Origin of the sequence: Aliiroseovarius sp., from assembly GCF_965228805.1 — a bacterium.
Lineage (GTDB): Bacteria > Pseudomonadota > Alphaproteobacteria > Rhodobacterales > Rhodobacteraceae > JASBTN01.
On the sequence record NZ_CBDDIE010000003.1, the window covers coordinates 261,718 to 276,449 of the forward strand.

Annotated in this window: 16 protein-coding genes and 1 riboswitch; of the genes, 12 read left to right on the forward strand and 4 right to left on the reverse strand. The window is 63.6% G+C overall.

The features are described from left to right. Position 1 precedes the first annotated feature (1 nt). The 9 genes from ACO07D_RS02325 to ACO07D_RS02365 all read left to right on the forward strand — a co-directional run bounded on the left by ACO07D_RS02325 (position 2) and on the right by ACO07D_RS02365 (position 7,427). Positions 2–394, forward strand: coding sequence for a hypothetical protein (locus tag ACO07D_RS02325; RefSeq protein ID WP_421701325.1), 393 nt, complete (start codon positions 2–4; stop codon positions 392–394). A gap of 33 nt (positions 395–427) precedes the next feature. After that, the gene (locus tag ACO07D_RS02330; protein WP_421701326.1) at positions 428–1,009 is read left to right on the forward strand and encodes a hypothetical protein; all 582 of its coding nucleotides are present in this window, start codon (positions 428–430) and stop codon (positions 1,007–1,009) included. Between the two features lie 182 nt (positions 1,010–1,191). Then, the gene (locus ACO07D_RS02335) at positions 1,192–1,326 is read left to right on the forward strand and encodes a hypothetical protein (protein ID WP_421701327.1); all 135 of its coding nucleotides are present in this window, start codon (positions 1,192–1,194) and stop codon (positions 1,324–1,326) included. Beyond that, positions 1,326–2,219 carry a 5-bromo-4-chloroindolyl phosphate hydrolysis family protein gene (locus ACO07D_RS02340; protein WP_421701328.1) on the forward strand — a complete coding sequence of 298 codons (894 nt, stop codon included), beginning with the start codon at positions 1,326–1,328 and terminating at the stop codon, positions 2,217–2,219. The genes ACO07D_RS02335 and ACO07D_RS02340 overlap by 1 nt, the downstream gene beginning before the upstream one ends. Before the next feature lie 22 nt (positions 2,220–2,241). Next, complete coding sequence (locus ACO07D_RS02345; protein ID WP_421701330.1) at positions 2,242–3,432, forward strand: toxic anion resistance protein; 1,191 nt, start codon at positions 2,242–2,244, stop codon at positions 3,430–3,432. Continuing rightward, positions 3,432–4,370, forward strand: coding sequence for a DUF2927 domain-containing protein (locus ACO07D_RS02350; protein ID WP_421701331.1), 939 nt, complete (start codon positions 3,432–3,434; stop codon positions 4,368–4,370). Before ACO07D_RS02345 ends, ACO07D_RS02350 begins: the two co-directional genes overlap by 1 nt. Positions 4,371–4,393: 23 nt before the next feature. After that, positions 4,394–5,521, forward strand: a complete 1,128-nt coding sequence (locus ACO07D_RS02355; RefSeq protein WP_421701332.1) for an SPFH domain-containing protein — start codon at positions 4,394–4,396, stop codon at positions 5,519–5,521. Positions 5,522–5,586: 65 nt separating this feature from the next. Continuing rightward, the gene (locus ACO07D_RS02360) at positions 5,587–6,702 is read left to right on the forward strand and encodes a primosomal protein N' (replication factor Y) - superfamily II helicase (RefSeq protein ID WP_421701333.1); all 1,116 of its coding nucleotides are present in this window, start codon (positions 5,587–5,589) and stop codon (positions 6,700–6,702) included. 56 nt (positions 6,703–6,758) lie between these two features. Beyond that, complete coding sequence (locus tag ACO07D_RS02365; RefSeq protein ID WP_421701334.1) at positions 6,759–7,427, forward strand: nitroreductase; 669 nt, start codon at positions 6,759–6,761, stop codon at positions 7,425–7,427. A gap of 32 nt (positions 7,428–7,459) precedes the next feature. On the opposite strand, the gene ACO07D_RS02370 is transcribed toward ACO07D_RS02365, so the two are convergent. Beyond that, entirely contained in the window at positions 7,460–7,876 is a 417-nt protein-coding gene (locus ACO07D_RS02370; RefSeq protein WP_421701335.1) for an Hsp20/alpha crystallin family protein, read from the reverse strand. Positions 7,877–8,000: 124 nt separating this feature from the next. Here ACO07D_RS02370 and dtd point away from each other — a divergent pair, with 124 nt between their 5' ends. Then, positions 8,001–8,438 (forward strand): D-aminoacyl-tRNA deacylase, encoded by a 438-nt coding sequence (dtd, locus tag ACO07D_RS02375; RefSeq protein ID WP_421701336.1) that lies wholly within the window; start codon positions 8,001–8,003, stop codon positions 8,436–8,438. A gap of 51 nt (positions 8,439–8,489) precedes the next feature. Here dtd and gcvP read toward each other — a convergent pair whose 3' ends face one another. Continuing rightward, positions 8,490–11,336: an aminomethyl-transferring glycine dehydrogenase gene (gcvP, locus tag ACO07D_RS02380; RefSeq protein ID WP_421701337.1), complete on the reverse strand. Its 2,847-nt coding sequence runs from the start codon at positions 11,334–11,336 to the stop codon at positions 8,490–8,492. A gap of 91 nt (positions 11,337–11,427) precedes the next feature. Further along, positions 11,428–11,787 (reverse strand): glycine cleavage system protein GcvH, encoded by a 360-nt coding sequence (gcvH, locus tag ACO07D_RS02385; RefSeq protein WP_421701339.1) that lies wholly within the window; start codon positions 11,785–11,787, stop codon positions 11,428–11,430. 274 nt (positions 11,788–12,061) lie between these two features. Further along, a riboswitch (glycine riboswitch) is annotated at positions 12,062–12,149 on the reverse strand. 71 nt (positions 12,150–12,220) lie between these two features. On the opposite strand from gcvH, the gene ACO07D_RS02390 reads away from it, so the two are divergent. Continuing rightward, entirely contained in the window at positions 12,221–12,787 is a 567-nt protein-coding gene (locus tag ACO07D_RS02390; RefSeq protein ID WP_421701340.1) for a gamma-glutamylcyclotransferase family protein, read from the forward strand. An 8-nt stretch (positions 12,788–12,795) separates the two neighbouring features. Further along, positions 12,796–13,251, forward strand: a complete 456-nt coding sequence (locus tag ACO07D_RS02395; protein ID WP_421701341.1) for a hypothetical protein — start codon at positions 12,796–12,798, stop codon at positions 13,249–13,251. A 14-nt stretch (positions 13,252–13,265) separates the two neighbouring features. Here the strand turns inward: ACO07D_RS02395 and ACO07D_RS02400 are convergent, their stop codons facing one another. Continuing rightward, positions 13,266–14,666: an MATE family efflux transporter gene (locus tag ACO07D_RS02400; protein ID WP_421701343.1), complete on the reverse strand. Its 1,401-nt coding sequence runs from the start codon at positions 14,664–14,666 to the stop codon at positions 13,266–13,268. Between the last annotated feature and the right edge of the window lie 66 nt (positions 14,667–14,732).

Consider the following 14,732-nt stretch of genomic DNA (forward strand, 5'->3'; position numbering starts at 1 on the left):
CATGCTGCGCCACCTGGCTACACTTCTGCTGCTTGCCACCCCGGCTTTGGCCGAGCCGAAGATGAACGGCCCGGAATTCGAAGCCTATGCCACCGGCAAGACGCTCTACTTCGGCACGGATGGCGAGGCCTATGGCGGCGAGGAATACCTGGAGAACCGCCGCGTGCGCTGGTCCTTCCTGGATGGCGATTGCAAGGAAGGGTACTGGTACGAGGCGGGTGAACAGATTTGCTTCGTCTACGAAGACACCCTCGACCCACATTGCTGGAGCTTCATGCGCAGCGCCACGGGGCTCATCGCCAGGTTCGAGAACAACCCGGACTATGACGAGCTTTACGAGGTCGAACAGGCCGACGAACCGCTCCTGTGCCTGGGGCCGGAGGTCGGGGTCTGACGGGCACGTTTATTTTCAACAGTAGGTGTTTTCATGCGTTTTCTGATCTTTGCCGCTTCTCTCTGCATCGCCACGACGGCCCAGGCAGGCCGGGACGCCCCCTGTGGAAGCTATCTTGAGGCCATTGGGCTTGAGACCGAACTCGCCACGCAAGACCCCTGCAGCCCGCTAGAAGAGCTGGTCATCACCCGCCTTGACCCGGAGGCCCGCAGGATGGACATCACTCGGAAACGCCAAGCACTGCGCGGGGATGACGCCCCCTTCAAACTCTTTGCAATCGCCCACCCGTTGCTGAGCCGACCTGAGGACCGTATGCGGGGCCTCATCGCGGCGAAACCAGCAATGGACTACATCCTTCTGACCGCCTGGGAACGCGGGCGTGGGGAACGCTTCAGCACCTACAAGACCTGGTTTGACTCGCTCGAATGGCAAGCGATCTCGGAAATGGTTCGTGCCCCGGATCAAGAACTCCCCAAGGAGCTTCTGACCCGGTTGAACGCTAGCGGTCGGATTGAGATCAGCGAATGCACTTTCCATCTCGATGCGTTCAACCTGCCTTTCGAAACATTGCTTGAAGCCCGCGAAGTGCGCGACTGCCTGGAACAGGCGGACTGACCTCCCCTTTCGCCTTTCCGGTCCAGCGGGATGGGCCCGTGCAACGCCGCCCCACGCACTGCGCTCTCCTGGGTGGGAGCTGGACCGGAAAGGCGAAACCTTGCCAGTGTCGCAACCTTGCCGAAATTCCCCCTTGTTGGCGCTAGCACGAACCCCGGCAATCGCATATATCCATAGGTGTATTGGATTTTCCGGCCCGCGCCCGGCGCGAAAGGGTCGAAAGTGGGTGGAACGTGACGGACAACGGTTTGCGGAAACTGGCCTATGCGGCCCTTCTGGCGCTGGTGCTCTACGCCTCGATCACGGGGGGTGCGTGATGGCGCAGCGTTATGGCGGTGAATTCAGCCCCTCCGGAAAACCCACCCAGACGAACGGCCCCACGCCGCGCAAGCCCTTTGACGGCAAAAGCCCCACGCCCATGGGCGCCCGGGTGAACGCGCTGTTTCTTGTGCCGCTGCCGCTGGCCGTCCTGGCCTTCTTTCGCGAACCCACCGGGCTTGCCCTGTCCCTGAGCGGCGTCGCCCTGATGCTAGGTGCCGCCTGGATGACGCGTGAAGGGATTCGTGCTCAAGCCGCTTATGAGGCCCGCAAGATCGCCCGCCGTCCGGGCCTGCCCCGCAAGATCGTCGGCGCCGTGCTGATGGGCGCGGGCATCGGCCTTGCAGGTTTCGTGGACGGCAGCGCCCTGATCGCGGCGCTTCTGGGCGGGATCGGCACGGCGCTGCACCTGGGCGCCTTCGGACTCGACCCGATGTCCGACAAGGGCATGGAAGGCATCGACACTTTTCAGACCGACCGCGTTGCCCGCGCCGTGAACGAGGCCGAGGCCCACCTGACCGCCATGAAGGACGCCATCCTGCGCGCTCGTGATCGTCAACTGGAGGCCCGCGTCGACGCTTTCCAGGCCACCGCCCGCGACATGTTCCGCACCATCGAGGACGACCCGCGTGACCTGACCGCCGCGCGCAAATACCTGGGCGTCTACCTGCGCGGCGCGACCGAGGCGACGGCGAAATTCGCCGACCTCTTCGCCCGCAGCCGCGATGCGGGCGCGCGGGCCGATTATGAACAGCTGCTGGACGATCTGGAGGCGAACTTCGCCGCCCGCACCCAGCAGCTTCTGAGTGACAACCGCACCGACCTCGACGTTGAAATCGAGGTCCTGCGCGAGAGGCTCGCCCGCGAGGGCGTGACCATGACCAGTGAATGACGATTTTCTACGGGAGACAGAGATGACCCAGACCATTCAACAGAAGGCCGCCCAAGACCTGAAACTTGTCGAAGAGGTCACGGCGGTCGTGCTGCCCGAACCCTCGACCGCCCTCGTGCCGCTGGCCGAGGCGGACGACGCCCAAAGCGCTGAGATCACCAAGCGTATGGCCGAGATCGACATGACCAACACCCAATCGATCATCGAGTTCGGCTCGGCGGCTCAGGCTGAATTGCAGGTGATCAGTCAGGACATGCTGGCCGGCGTGCGTAACAAGGACGTGGGCCCGGCGGGCGACTCCTTACGCAATATCGTCACCACGATCCGCGGCTTCTCGATCAGCGAGCTTGACGTGCGTCGCGAGCGCACCTTCTGGGAGAAATTGCTGGGCCGCCTGGCCCCAGCCGCGAAATTCGCTGCGCGCTATGAAGAGGTGCAGGGCCAGATCGACCGGATCACCGACAACCTCTTGGACCACGAGCACGTGCTGCTGAAAGACATCAAGTCGCTCGACAAGCTCTATGAAAAGACCCTGGCCTTCTACGACGAACTGGCGCTTTACATCGCCGCCGGTGAGGCCAAGCTGGCCGAGCTTGACGATACCGTGATCCCCGCCAAGGAGGCCGAGGTCGAGGCTGCACCCGAGGAGGAAGGCGTGATCAAGGCGCAGGAGCTGCGCGACCTGCGCGCTGCGCGTGACGACCTGGAACGCCGGGTGCATGATCTGAAACTGACCCGCCAGGTGACCATGCAAAGCCTGCCCTCGATCCGGCTGGTACAGGAGAACGACAAGTCGCTGGTGACCAAGATCAACTCGACGCTCGTGAACACCGTACCGCTGTGGGAAACCCAGCTGGCCCAGGCTGTCACGATCCAACGCTCGGCGGATGCCGCCAAGGCGGTGAAGGAGGCGACCGACCTGACCAACGAGCTGCTCAAGGCCAATGCCGAGAACCTGCAGGAAGCCAACCGCATGGTCCGCCAGGAAATGGAACGCGGCGTCTTCGACATCGAGGCGGTGAAATCCGCCAATGCAACCCTGATTGCAACGATCGAGGAAAGCCTTCAGATCGCCGACGAAGGCAAGGCCAAACGCGCCGCCGCCGAGGAAGACCTGCGCAAGATGGAAGCCGAGCTGAAAGACACTCTGGCCGCCGCCAAGGCACGCGGCACCGCGTCCGGGCACAATATCGGCGAAGCGGTGGAGGGCTGATGGCAGAACCGGGACGCTCTCCCACCTACTGGGCACTGGCGGCGGCCACCCTTTTGGGAGGCTGCCTGGATCCCGTGTCCACCGTGCCGGGCACCCGGCCGACGCCGCGCCCCGATGTGGTCGCGCCCATGTCCGCCGAAAGCGAGGCCCTGGCGCGCTATTACAACAGCGTACAGCGGGGGCTTCTGACCCGCGGCCTATTACGCACCGATGGCGGGGGCGTGGATACGCCCTTTTCTTCTCGCGACCTGGCACAGAACTTCCTGAAGATCGCTTTCTTCCAGGAATACCAGGATGTTGGCGGACGCCTGGTGGCCCAGGAAAGCGCCAGCCGCCTGCAACGTTGGACCAAGCCGGTGCGTTTATCGATCAGCTTTGGTGCCTCGGTACCGAACGAGCTGCGCGACCACGATCGCCAGCAGATCGCCAGGTTCTCGGCCCGCCTGACCCGCGTCACCGGCCACCCGATCACCCTGTCCGACACCGCGCCCAACTTCCATGTGCTGGTGGTAAACGAAGCCGAGCGCCGCGCCCTCGCCCCGCGCCTGCGCCAGCTGCTGCCCGGCATCAATGACGCCGCCCTGACCCATATGATCAACCTGCCGCGCGACACCTATTGCGCGGTCTTCACCACCGACATGGGCAACAACTCCACGCCCGACACGGCGGTGGCCGTCATTCGCGGCGAACACCCTTCGCTTTTGCGCACCGCCTGCCTGCACGAGGAAATCGCGCAGGGCCTGGGCTTGCCCAATGACAGCCCGCGCGCACGTCCGTCGATCTTCAATGATGACGAGGAATTCGGGCTCTTGACCACACACGACGAGCTGCTTCTGCAAATGCTCTACGATCGGCGCCTGCGCCCCGGCATGACCGAGGCCGAGGCCCGCCCGATCGTCAACCAGATCGCTACTGAGCTGACCGGCAGCGCCGTTTAGCACCCACAGACAGGGGATGAGACATGGGAATTTTCGACTTTCTGACCGGTGAGTTCATCGACGTGATCCATTGGGTCGACGACACGCGCGACACGATGGTCTGGCGCTTTGAACGCGAGGGGCACGAGATCAAATACGGTGCCAAGCTGACTGTGCGGGAGGGCCAGTCGGCGGTCTTCGTGCACGAGGGTCAGTTAGCGGATGTCTTCACTCCCGGGCTCTACATGCTCGAGACCAACAACATGCCGATCCTGACCACGCTGCAGCACTGGGATCACGGTTTCAAATCGCCCTTCAAGTCCGAGATCTACTTCGTCAACACGACGCGGTTCAATGACCTCAAATGGGGCACCAAGAACCCGATCATGCTGCGCGATCCGGAATTCGGCCCGACCCGCATCCGCGCCTATGGCACCTATTCGGTGCGCGTGACGGACCCGGCCAAGTTCCTGACCGAGATCGTGGGCACGGACGGCGAATTCACCATGGATGAGATCAGCTTCCAGGTGCGCAACATCATCGTGCAGGCGTTCTCCCGCGTGATCGCGGGCTCGGGCATTCCGGTGCTGGACATGGCCGCCAACACCGCAGATCTGGGGCGCGTGGTGGCGCGCGAGATCTCGGGCGTGGTGGCGGAATACGGCCTGTCGATCCCGGAATTCTATATCGAAAACATCAGCCTGCCCCCGGCGGTCGAGGAGGTGCTGGATAAGCGCACCTCGATGGGGATCGTGGGCAACCTGGACAATTACATGAAGTTCAACGCGGCCGAGGCGATGGGAACCGAAGGTTCCGCCATGGCGGCCTCGATGGGGGCAGGCATGGGCGCGGGCATGGGCATGGCGCTGGCGCAAAGCGGACCGTGGGGCTCCATGGGGGGCGCAGCCCCCGCACAGATTGCACAACCCGCTGCCGCCGCGCCGCCGCCCCCTCCCCCGCCGCCGGTCGAAAAGGTCTGGCACATCGCCGCGGGTGGCGAGACGAAGGGCCCCTTCTCCAAGGCCGCCCTAGGTCGCATGGTAACTTCCGGTGAGTTGACCCGCGAGACCCATGTCTGGACCGCCGGTCAGGACGGTTGGAAAACCGCGGATGAGGTGGCGGAACTGGCCCAACTCTTTACCATCCTGCCCCCGCCCCCACCCGGCGCCTGAGTCTGAAGGGGGCCTAGCCGCCCCTTTCATCTTTCCCAAAATATCCCCGCCGGAGGCAAGACATCATGGCGCACCCGTCCGACGCGCTCGCCACACCCGAGGCTGAACACCGTTTCCCCTGCGACCAATGCGGCGCCGACCTGCGGTTCGATCCGCAAGCGGGGCGCCTGTCTTGCGACCATTGCGGTTTCACAGCCCCCCTGGAAGGGCACGCCGCCAAGGCCGAGGCGATCCGCGAGCTCGACTTCCGCGCCGCCCTGGACGCCAAGTTGCCCGAGGCGGAGATCGAAGAGACGCGTGTCACTCAATGTCCAAATTGTGCAGCGCAGGTGACGTTGGACGCCGACGTACACGCCTCGGAATGTCCGTTTTGTGCAACCCCGGTGGTGACCGACACGGGCACGCACCGGCATATCAAACCCAAGGGCGTACTGCCCTTTGCGCTGGAGGAACGCGAGGCACGCGCGGCGATGACCGCGTGGCTGGGCAAGCTCTGGTTCGCCCCCAACGGGCTGCAGGACTACGCGCGCAAGGGACGCAAGATGTCCGGCATCTACGTGCCTTACTGGACCTTCGATGCAGATACGAAATCCAGCTACACCGGCGAACATGGCACGGTCTATTACGTCACCAAGACCGTCACGGTAAACGGCAGGAAACAGACCCGGCGCGAGCAGAAGGTGCGCTGGCGCCCGGCCTCCGGCCGCGTGGCGCGCTGGTTTGACGACGTGCTGGTGCTGGCCTCCCGCTCGCTGCCCAAACGCTATACCGATGCGTTGCAGCCCTGGGACCTGTCCACCCTGGAACCCTACCGGCCCGAGTACCTGGCGGGCTTTCGCGCCGAGGGCTACACGGTCGAGCTGCCAGACGGCTATGACGAGGCCCGCGCGCACATGGACCGCGTCATCCTGCGCGACGTGAAATTCGACATTGGCGGGGATCGCCAGCGGGTGCATTCGGTCAACACCACCGTCAGCGATGTGACTTTCAAACACGTACTGCTGCCGGTCTGGCTGGCCGCCTACAAGTATCGCGGCAAGACCTATCGCTTCGTCGTCAACGGGCAGAGCGGCAAGGTACAGGGCGAACGCCCCTGGTCGGCCTGGAAAATCACCATCGCGGTGGTCCTGGGCCTGATCGTGGCCGGGGTCATCGGATACCTGTCCGCACAAGCCCAATGACCGACGCGACGCTGCGTCCCGCTTGATCGGCGGGGCGTTCTGCGCACCCTGCCTGCATGACCCATGACGCCCTGACCGAGCTCCTCTCGGCCCGCCATTCCTGCCGCGCCTACCTACCGGACGACGTCCCCCGCGAGGTGATCGAACAGATCCTGACCGCCGCCCAGCGCGTGCCCAGCTGGTGCAATGCGCAACCCTGGCAGGTGCATATTACCGGCAAGGACGAAACCACCCGGCTGGCGAAGGCGCTTCATGGGGAGGCAATGAAGGGCGGACACACACCCGACATCCCCTTCCCGCAAGCCTATACCGGCGAGCACCAGGAGCGGCGGCGCACCTGTGGCTGGCAGCTCTACGAGGCGGTTGGGGTCCAGAAGGGAGACCGCGCCGGCTCCGCCCGCCAGATGATGGAGAACTTCCGCTTCTTCGGCGCCCCGCACATGGCGCTGATCACCGCGCCCAAAGAGCTGGGCCAATATGCCTATCTGGACTGCGGCGGCTTCATCACCGGCTTCTGCCTTGCCGCGCGCAGCCTGGGCCTGGGCACCATCCCACAGGCCGCCGTGGCCGGTTTCGCGCCCCTCCTGCGTGACTGGTTCCAGGTTCCCGAAGACCGCACCATCCTGGTCGGCATCGCCTTTGGTTATCCGGATGAAAAACACCCGGCCAATGCGTTTCGCACTGGCCGGGCGGATCTGACGGAATGGGTGACCTGGGTCGGCTGAGCAACTGAGCGAGGGCCCCAGCCGGGTCTCCGTCAGCTGGTGTTGATCTTCACCCGCGTGGCATTCTGCGCACGCGGCGCCGATTTCGGCACGGTGATGGTCAACACTCCATCCTTCATGTCGGCTGCCACCTTCGCCTCATCCGCATCCGGTGGCAGGCGGAAGCTGCGCTGAAACGCGCCGTATTGGCGTTCCGAGAAGAACCAGGTGTCGCCCTTTTCCTCCCGTTCCGATGATTTCTCGCCCTTCACCTGGACCAGCCCGTCATGCACGGTCAGCTCCACATCCTCCTCGGCCACGCCGGGCAGCTCGATCGCGATGCGATAGGCGTCATCGGCCAGGGAAGCCTCGGAAGCGGGGGTCAGGAACTCGCTCAACCGATGCCCGAAGCTGCGCAGCGGGTCATAGAGCGACGGCCAGAAACCGGTATCTTGCGTCTTTTCAACCATGATGCACCTCCTTCCCTTTTGATATGGGTTCTGGTTTTGGCGGCCCAAGAACGACGGGCGATTTTGCCGCAGGGCATGGACGCGGTTCCAACGGGACGCTACGAGAGCAAAAACGGAGGGTCAGATGAGAGCATTGGTACAACGCGTCAGCGAAGCCGCGGTGCGCGTGGATGGCGAAGTGATCGGTGAGGTCGGCGCAGGGGTCATGATCCTTGTCTGCGCGATGCAGGGCGATACCGAGGCGAATGCGGATACGCTGGCCGCCAAGATCTCGAAACTGCGCATCTTCAAGGACGACGCGGGCAAGATGAACCGCTCGGTGCTGGACACCGGCGGCCAGGCGCTTGTGGTCAGCCAGTTCACCCTGTCCGCAGACACCTCGCGCGGCAACCGTCCGGGGTTTTCCACCGCCGCCCCGCCAGCCGAGGGCGAGCGGCTTTACGAATACTTCGCCGCGCAGCTGCGTGGACACGGGATCACCGTGGCCCAGGGCCGGTTTGGCGCGGATATGGCGGTGTCGCTGGTGAACGACGGGCCGGTCACGATCTGGATGGAGTTCTGATCACTCGCCAGCTGACAGTGGGAAGGCGGAGAAACCCCGCCCACGACCGGTTTACTCCGCCGCGTCTGCATAGTCCGACAGCGGCGGGCAGGTACAGACCAGGTTGCGATCACCATAGACATTGTCGACCCGGTTCACGGGCGACCAGTATTTGTCCACCCGGAAACTGCCCGGCGGGAAACAGCCTTGTTCGCGGCTATAGGGCCGGTCCCATTTGCCGACGAGGTCCTCGACCGTGTGGGGGGCGTGTTTCAACGGGTTGTTCTCCGCATCAATCTTGCTTTCCTCGATCTCGCGGATCTCTTCGCGGATCGCCAGCATGGCGTCGCAGAACCGGTCGAGCTCGGCCTTGGTCTCGCTCTCCGTTGGTTCGATCATCAGCGTGCCTGCCACCGGCCAGCTCATCGTCGGCGCATGGAACCCGTTGTCGATCAGGCGCTTGGCGATGTCTTCGACCGTGACCCCGGCGCTGTCGGCAAAGGGGCGGGTGTCCAGGATACATTCATGCGCGACGCGGCCGCCCTTGCCGGTGAACAGCACCTCATAGGCACCTTTCAGCCGCGCAGCGATGTAGTTGGCGTTCAGGATCGCCACTTTCGTCGCCTGGGTCAGACCCGCCCCGCCCATCATCAGCACATAGGCCCAGGAGATCGGCAGCACAGAAGCCGAGCCGAAGGGCGCGGCCGAGACAGCTCCCTCTTCACCCGCCAACCCATTGCCCGGCAGGTGCGGTTCCAGATGCGCCTTGACCCCGATCGGGCCCATGCCGGGGCCGCCACCGCCATGGGGAATGGCGAAGGTCTTGTGCAGGTTCAGGTGGCTCACGTCTCCACCGATCTCGCCCAGTTTCGACAGGCCCACCATTGCGTTCAAATTGGCGCCGTCGATATAGACTTGGCCGCCGTGCTGATGCGTAATCTCGCAGACCTCGCGCACGGTCTCCTCGAACACCCCGTGGGTCGAGGGATAGGTAATCATGCAGGCCGCCAGCCGGTCGCCAGCCGCTTTGGCCTTGGCACGGAAATCGGCGACGTCGATATCGCCGTTTTCGGCCGAGTTCACCACCACGACCTCCATCCCCGCCATCTGCGCGCTGGCCGGGTTGGTGCCATGGGCCGAGATCGGGATCAGGCAGATATCGCGCTCCTGCCCCTGCGCGCGGTGATAGGCGGCAATGGTCAGCAGCCCGGCATATTCGCCCTGCGCACCGGAGTTCGGCTGCATGGACATGGCATCATAGCCGGTGATCAGACAGAGCTTAGCCTTCAGGTCGTTGATCAGATGCAGATAGCCTTGGGTCTGATCCGCAGGGGCCATCGGGTGGATCATCGAGAACTCACGCCAGCTGACCGGCATCATCTCGGCCGCCGCGTTCAGTTTCATGGTGCACGACCCCAGCGGGATCATCGCGCGATCCAGCGCCAGGTCGCGGTCGGCCAGGCGACGCATGTAGCGCATCATCTCGGTCTCGGCGCGGTTCATGTGGAAGACCGGGTGGGTCAAGTATTCCGAGCTGCGCAGAAGAGCCTCGGGCAGGCGATATTCGGGCGTATAGTCATCGTCCTTGCGGGTCACGCCGAAGGCGCCCCAGACGGCTTCGATGGTGGCGGGACGGGTAGCCTCATCCAGCGTAATGCCGATCTGCGTCTCCCCCACGGGGCGCAGGTTGATGCCGCGGGCCACGGCGGCCTCCATCACGGTCTTCTGCAGGCCGCCGACCTCGACCGTGATCGTGTCGAAGAAATGGTTGGGGGTGATGGTAAAGCCCCCCTCCTCCAACCCCTTGGCGAGGCGCACGGTCTTGCGGTGGATGCGTTGGGCGATGGCCTTCAGCCCGTCGGGACCGTGAAACACCGCGTAGAAGCTGGCCATGACCGCCAGCAGCGCCTGCGCCGTGCAAACGTTCGACGTCGCCTTTTCGCGGCGAATGTGCTGCTCGCGGGTTTGCAACGACAGGCGATAGGCCTTGTTGCCGCGCGCGTCCACCGACACGCCAACAATACGCCCCGGCATGTTGCGCTTATGCTTGTCCTTGGTGGCCAGATAGGCGGCATGCGGCCCGCCGAAACCCACCGGCACGCCGAAACGTTGGGTCGAGCCCACGGCGATATCCGCCCCCATCGCGCCCGGTTCCTTCAGAACGGTCAGGGCCAGCGGGTCGGCGGCGACGATACCCACCCCCTTGGCGGCGTGCAGAGCTGTGATCTGGTCGGTGAAATCGCGCACGCGGCCGTAGGTTCCCGGGTATTGGAAGATCGCGCCAAAGACTTCCTCGGCGTTCAGATCGCTTTCCGGATCGCCCACCACAATCTCGATCCCCAAGGGTGCCGCCCGGGTTTTCATCACCGCGATGTTCTGCGGGTGGCAGTTTTCGTCGACAAAGAAGGCCTTGGCCTTCGACTTGGCGATGCGCTGTCCCATGACCATTGCCTCGGCCGCCGCCGTGGCCTCATCCAGCAGGGACGCATTGGCGATCTCCAGCCCGGTCAGGTCAGACACCATGGTCTGGAAGTTTAACAGTGCCTCCAGACGGCCTTGGCTGATCTCCGGCTGGTACGGCGTGTAAGCCGTGTACCAGGCTGGGTTTTCCAGGATGTTGCGCTGGATCACCGGCGGGGTGACCGTGCCGTGATACCCCTGCCCCAGCAGGGACCGCAGCACCTTGTTCTTCGCCGCCGTCACCCGCATCTGGTGCAGCATTTCCCGTTCCGAACGCGGCCGCCCCCAGCTGAGTTCCTCTTCCTGGCGGATCGAGCCGGGCACGGTCTCGGCAATCAAGCTTTCCAGGTCCGCGACGCCGACCGTGTCGAACATCTGATCCATCTCGGACGGAGACGGGCCGATGTGGCGGCGGTTGGCGAAATCATAGGGCAGGTAATCAGTCGGGGTGAAAGGCATGGGGTGCTCCGAAAGTGGAGGCAGTGCCCGGAATCTTCAAAAACTCCGGGTCGTTTTCTTCGAAGAAAACGGGCACCGCCGATAGGTCAGGTCAGCCGATGAAGGCCTTGTAGCCCGCTTCGTCCATGTACTCGTCCATCGGCGAGGCATCCGAGACCTTGAGCTTGAAGAACCAGGCGTCGCCTTCCGGGTCCTCGTTGACCTTGCTGGGCTCGTCGACGATGGCCTCGTTCACCTCGACCACTTCACCGTCCAGCGGGGCAAGAATGTCGGACGCGGCCTTGACGCTCTCGATCACCACGATCTCGTCATCCTTGGAGACGGTATCGCCCACTTCTGGCAGTTCGACGAACACCACATCGCCCAGTTGCTCGGCGGCATGCGCGGTGATGCCCACAACCATCACGCCATCTTCCTCGCGTAGCCATTCGTGTTCTTCGGTGTATTTCATTGGGTCTCTCCTGGTGAAATGTTGATGTCATGTTGAGCATGGCAAAGGATGGACGGTGCTGCCGATGCGCGCCCGAGGGTCGCAGTCGTCGGCTCACGAAAATCAGCTGGAAAAGCACGGATCGGCGCGGTCATTCCGGTTCTGTCCTCCCCTGGCCGGAAATCTGCCCGGCAACCGTTCGGCGCTGACGCGCCCCTGTTGCCCCCTCTGTCCTGTCGCCTGAGATCGTTATCCCTTCGGCGGGCGCGGGCATCGCGCCACTCTCCAGAGTGCTATCATCACATCGGTCCGGGGGCCTGAGAGTTTACCGGGGCGGTTGCTCCTTCGGCACCGACATTGTCGGATTCTCCCGATGCAATGACGGATTCGTAGCGGTTGGATGACGCCTAGGCAAGTGCTTGTGCCCGAATGCATACCGCGTCATTCTGCCCGGATGAGCGACCCTTTCTTCTTCGGCTATGGCTCCCTGGTGAACCGGCAGACGCATGATTATCTGCGTGCAGCGACCGCCAGTGTGACCGGCTGGCGGCGGGCCTGGCGGCATACGCCCCTGCGCGACGTGAGCTTCCTGACCGTGGTGCCTGCGCCCGAGGATTACGTGGACGGTCTTATCGCCGCCGTGCCGGGGGCGGATTGGGCCGCGCTGGACCAGCGCGAACGGGCCTATGACCGGCATGACGCGACCCACCAGGTCAGCCATGATTTGGAGCACGCTCTGGACGTGGCCATCTACGCCATCCCCGACGGGTTCCACCGCAAGCCCGAGGCCGACAACCCGGTGCTTCTGAGCTATGTCGACACCGTGGTGCAGGGGTTCCTGACCGAATTCGGCCCCGAAGGTGCCGCCCATTTCTTCGAAACCACAGAGGGCTGGGACGCCCCCGTTCTAGACGACCGCGCCACGCCGATCTATCCGCGTGCCACAAAGGTGAGTGCCGAGGAACGAGCCGTGGTGGATGAAGCTCTGGGGAGGTTGAGAGTACAGATAAAAAGGGAGTGAGCCTGCATATGGCACGTACAAAGCACCTGTCGGCCGGACCGCCTCTACGATTGCCGGAAGGTCGGGTGGCTTTGAATTCGGAAGAGTTCGCGAGCATTCTATCAGCGGTGGGCGACTTTCACGACGCGTCAATCGGGTGTGCCACGTTTTGCCGACCGAGTGAGCAATCCATCTTCATCGAAGAAATGTATTTTGGTCCGGAACTTCTTTACAACCCGATGCCCATTTTTGGGGGGATGTTTTGGTTCGATAAACCGGTCTCGGAACCTGTGCGCGATCTGGGAATTTTCTACGCAAGGTCCATTTTCTCCGTCCGCCTTGACGCGAATGCATCAATCATAATCTTCGACCTCCTGGATCCGCCTTACGAAACTCTAACAATAGAATTCGGATCAACCGCCAGTTTTCAGTTCGTAACATCGAGCCCGTTAGCAACCACTTCGCTGACGCGCCAGAAATCCTGATTGTGGGAAGCGCCCTAGCGCCGCAGATTGAACAACCCGATCTGCCGGGTCTGACGGGCGAAGGGGTGGGGTTTCTCAATCTCCGCACCAGCCGCCTTGTCGCGCATCACCTTGGCGGCCAGTACCATGGCCACGGCGGCAAAGACCGCGCCGCCCAAGGCCTGGCCGATCAGCACACCCGGACCCTGCCACCAGGCGGCGCCGATGATCACGAAGGGGATCGTGCCCAGCGTGTGGCGGCCCCAGTTGATCCAGGTGGAATAGAACGGGTGGCCCAGGTTGTTGAACGCAGCGTTGGACAGGAAGATGACGCCGTTGAAGAACCACGCCAGCGCCAGGGGGCCGCAGAACAGGAAGACGAGCTCTCGTGTCAGGCCGGTGGCGCCGAACAGGTCCGCGATGGGTCCACGGGCGATGAACAGCAGGGCCGAGACGCCAACGGTGACAACCAGCGTGAACACCAATCCGTCCCGCATCGCACCACGGACGCGGTCGTGGCGATCTGCGCCGAAGTTCTGGCCGATGATCGGGCCGATCGCACCGGACAGCGCAAAGATTACCCCGAAAGCAACCGGAACTAGCCGCGAGATGATCGCCATGCCTGCCACGGCCTCCGCCCCGAACTGCGCCATCGAGCGGGTGACATAGGCCTGACCCAGGGGCGTGGCGAACTGGGTCAGGATCGCGGGCAGCGCGATAGTCATGATGGCGGGGAAATCCACGCGGAACTCGGCCGCTGTGGGCCTCTCCAACCCGCCGTACCAGCGATAGATCGGATAGAGCGAGGCAAAGGCGATGGCCACGCGCGAGGCGACCGAGGCCATGGCGGCGCCGGTCAACTCCAGGCCGAATCCAAAGATGAAAATCGGGTCCAGCACCGCGTTGACCACACCCGCCGCAATGGTCGCGATCATCGCCCGGCGCGCGTCTCCATGGGCGCGCAGGATGGCCCCGCCCACCATGCCGATGATCAAGAGTGGCAAGGAGGGGATGATGATGCGCAGATATTGGATGGCGAGGTCGAGTGTCACGCCCTCGGCCCCCATGAGGGCCGCGAGGGTCGGGATGTTGACCCAGACCGCGGCCGCGAAAAGCGCCCCGAAGCCGACACCATAGAGCATCGCCGTGGCCGCCCTGCGGCTGGCCATCTGTGCCTGCCCTTCGCCCAACGCCCGCGCCACCAGGGCGCCTGCAGCAATCGACATGCCGATGCCGAAACTCGATGTGAAGAACAGGATAGCCCCGGCATAGCCCACGGCGGCGGCCAGCTCCTCTTTCCCCAGCATCGAGATGAAGATCATGTCCACCAGGTCGACCAGAAAGATCGCCATGAGCCCGACCGAGGCCGTCAGCGCCATCACCGTGATGTGCCGCATCAAAGAGCCTTCGAGGAATTTCGCCTGTTCATTTGCCATTGCCCGAAGATGGGCGGTACCGTCGCAAAAAGATAGCCCCTGCGTATGCGCAAGGGGGTGTGCAAT

Excerpts from the sequence above, each read along its gene's own strand:
- ACO07D_RS02325 (WP_421701325.1), top strand. The coding sequence starts at position 2 with ATGCTGCGCCACCTGGCTACACTTCTGCTGCTTGCCACCCCGGCTTTG.
- ACO07D_RS02330 (WP_421701326.1), top strand. The coding sequence starts at position 428 with ATGCGTTTTCTGATCTTTGCCGCTTCTCTCTGCATCGCCACGACGGCC.
- ACO07D_RS02340 (WP_421701328.1), top strand. The coding sequence starts at position 1,326 with ATGGCGCAGCGTTATGGCGGTGAATTCAGCCCCTCCGGAAAACCCACC.
- ACO07D_RS02345 (WP_421701330.1), top strand. The coding sequence starts at position 2,242 with ATGACCCAGACCATTCAACAGAAGGCCGCCCAAGACCTGAAACTTGTC.
- ACO07D_RS02350 (WP_421701331.1), top strand. The coding sequence starts at position 3,432 with ATGGCAGAACCGGGACGCTCTCCCACCTACTGGGCACTGGCGGCGGCC.
- ACO07D_RS02355 (WP_421701332.1), top strand. The coding sequence starts at position 4,394 with ATGGGAATTTTCGACTTTCTGACCGGTGAGTTCATCGACGTGATCCAT.
- ACO07D_RS02360 (WP_421701333.1), top strand. The coding sequence starts at position 5,587 with ATGGCGCACCCGTCCGACGCGCTCGCCACACCCGAGGCTGAACACCGT.
- ACO07D_RS02365 (WP_421701334.1), top strand. The coding sequence starts at position 6,759 with ATGACCCATGACGCCCTGACCGAGCTCCTCTCGGCCCGCCATTCCTGC.
- ACO07D_RS02370 (WP_421701335.1), bottom strand. The coding sequence starts at position 7,876 with ATGGTTGAAAAGACGCAAGATACCGGTTTCTGGCCGTCGCTCTATGAC.
- dtd (WP_421701336.1), top strand. The coding sequence starts at position 8,001 with ATGAGAGCATTGGTACAACGCGTCAGCGAAGCCGCGGTGCGCGTGGAT.
- gcvP (WP_421701337.1), bottom strand. The coding sequence starts at position 11,336 with ATGCCTTTCACCCCGACTGATTACCTGCCCTATGATTTCGCCAACCGC.
- gcvH (WP_421701339.1), bottom strand. The coding sequence starts at position 11,787 with ATGAAATACACCGAAGAACACGAATGGCTACGCGAGGAAGATGGCGTG.
- ACO07D_RS02390 (WP_421701340.1), top strand. The coding sequence starts at position 12,221 with ATGAGCGACCCTTTCTTCTTCGGCTATGGCTCCCTGGTGAACCGGCAG.
- ACO07D_RS02395 (WP_421701341.1), top strand. The coding sequence starts at position 12,796 with ATGGCACGTACAAAGCACCTGTCGGCCGGACCGCCTCTACGATTGCCG.
- ACO07D_RS02400 (WP_421701343.1), bottom strand. The coding sequence starts at position 14,666 with ATGGCAAATGAACAGGCGAAATTCCTCGAAGGCTCTTTGATGCGGCAC.